A 2380-nucleotide genomic window follows, 5' to 3' on the forward strand; every position below is an offset into this window, starting at 1 on the left:
TGTCAAACGGCGTTGAAAATTGACCCCCTATCGGCGTCCAAAATTGACCCCTCTGTTGGTTGTCCTGGGCTGGCGGCGAGGCGCGTAGCCATCAGCTAGCGCAGCGCGTCGCCGCCGGGTGAGCTGCGTGAGATTCAGCTGCCCGGAGGGGGTCTGGGGGAGGTTGGATAGATTGTGGATCAAGCCCTAGTCTTGAGGCGCCAGCTGTCGTTTCCGGTCTCGACGATGTCGCAGTGATGGGTCAGGCGGTCGAGAAGGGCCGTGGTCATCTTGGCGTCGCCGAAGACGGTGGGCCATTCGCCGAAGGTCAGGTTGGTGGTGATGATCACCGAGGTGCGCTCRTAGAGCTTGCTGATCAGATGGAAGAGGCGYTGGCCGCCGGACTGGGCGAAGGGCAGATAGCCCAGCTCGTCGAGGACGACGAGATCCAGGCGCGAGAGCTGGGCGGCCAGAGCGCCGGAGCGGCCCTGGCGGGCTTCCTCCTCGAGCCGGTTCACCAGATCGACGGTGTTGAAGTAGCGCCCGCGCGCCCCGGCCMGCACCACRTTGGCGGTGATGGCGATGGCCAGGTGGGTCTTRCCGGTGCCCGTTCCGCCGATCAGGACGATGTTGCGGTGATCGGCCAGGAATGAGCCGCCATGCAGGGCGCGCACGAGGCTCTCGTTGATGGGCGAGCCCTCGAAGTTGAAGCGCGCCAGRTCCTTCATCGCCGGCAGCTTGGCGGCGGTGATCCGATATCGGATGGAGGCGGCCTGACGATGGGCRGCCTCGGCCTTCACCAGATCGGCCAGGATCTCCATGGCGGTGCGCTTGCGCTGCAGGCCCGTGGTGACGGCGTCGTCGAAGGCGCCGGCCATGCCCTTGAGGCCCAGCTCGCCCWGGGCCTGGATCATCTCATGCCGCTGCACGGGAGCCTCGCAGCWGGTCGTAGCGCGCGCAGTCGGCGATGGGCGGATGGCTCAGGGCCAGGGCCTGGGAAGTGGTGATCGCCTCGGGSCGGGGCGGTTCGCGCCGGCGGGCCAGGATGTTGAGGATTACCTCGTCGCTGGCGACGCCGGCGTCGAGCGCCTCCTGGACGGCCTGGTCGACAGCGTCGAGCCCATCGTCCAGCACCGCCGCCAGCACCCGKACGAAGCGCCGATCGGCCTCGTCGCCCGAGCCCAGCCGCTTGCGCAGCCGGTTAAAGGCAGGCGGCAGCGCCCATTCCTGGAACGGCGCGCCRTTGCRCAGCGCTCCGGGCTTGCGGGCCAGGACGGGAAGATAGYGCCAGGGATCGTAGACAGTGTGGTCACGGCCAAAGCCGCGCGGGTGATCGGCCACCACCTCGCCGTMGCACAGCACCATGATCCGGTCGGCGTAGGCGCGGATCTGGACGACCCGACGCGCGGCCTTGGCCTGCACCGAGTAGCGGTTGCGGTCGAAGGTGATCAGGCAGGTGGCCTGGGCGACGRCCTCGATCTGGTGGAAGCCGTCRAARGGRCCKGCGAAGGGYGCCAGGAACGGCCGYTCAGCCTCGTAGACGTCCCAGACRACGCGGTCTCGGTGCTCGGGATGGCGATCATTGCGCGCCCGGCGCACGCACTCGSCCTCCAGCCAGCCGTTGAGCTCCTCCAGGCTATGGAAGCGCAGGCGCGGCTTGAAGATGTTGTCACGGGCGTAGCCGACCTGGTTCTCMACCTGGCCCTTCTCCCAGCCCGAGGCCGGCGTGCAGGCCACCGGCTCGATCAGGTAGTGCGAGCACATCTGCTCGAAGCGCCGGTTGAAGCGGCGGGTCTTGCCGGTGAACACCGCCTCAACGGCGGTCTTCATGTTGTCGYAGATGCCTCGCCGCGTGACGCCCCCGAACGCCTGGAAGGCCCGGGCGTGAGCATCGAACACCATCTCCTGGGTCTCGCGCGGATAGGCTCGGATGTAGAACCGGCGGCTATGGCAGAGCCGCACGTGCGCCACCTTCACCGTCAGCGGCGTGCCGCCGATCTCGACCTGCTCGTGGCTCCAGTCGAACTGGTAGGCGTCGCCCGGCGCAAAGCTCAACGGCACGAAGGCCTCAACCGGAGAGCTCACGCCCCGGCGTTGGACCGACCAGCGTCCTGCATAGCGCCGCACCGCGTCGTAACCGCCGTCATAGCCCTYCCGGCTGAGCAGATCGGTGATCCGCATCAGCGTCAGCCGATCCTTGCGCGCCCCTGACGCATTGGCCTCCAGCAGCGCCTCCAGCCGCTCGATGAACGGACCTAGCTTCGGGTGCGGCTGCTCGCGCCGCTCGTACTCCGGCGCCGTATCACCCGACCGCAGGATCTTGCGCACCGTGTTGCGCGCCAGGCCCATCTCCCGCGCGATCGTCTTGACGCCCTTGCCCCGCGCGAAGTGCTCGCGCCGG

General features: G+C 68.2%; 2 protein-coding genes. Both read right to left on the reverse strand.

The window, feature by feature from the left end; genetic code table 11:
• Positions 1–179: 179 nt before the first annotated feature.
• Positions 180–908, reverse strand: a complete 729-nt coding sequence (gene istB / locus AC1DCG_RS24990; protein ID WP_477041743.1) for an IS21-like element helper ATPase IstB — start codon at positions 906–908, stop codon at positions 180–182.
• Positions 895–2380 (reverse strand): IS21 family transposase (istA, locus tag AC1DCG_RS24995; RefSeq protein ID WP_477041744.1); only part of this gene is annotated, 1486 nt, incomplete at its 5' end. The genes istA and istB, both read right to left, overlap by 14 nt.

The organism is Caulobacter sp. 10L414 (genome assembly GCF_056395525.1).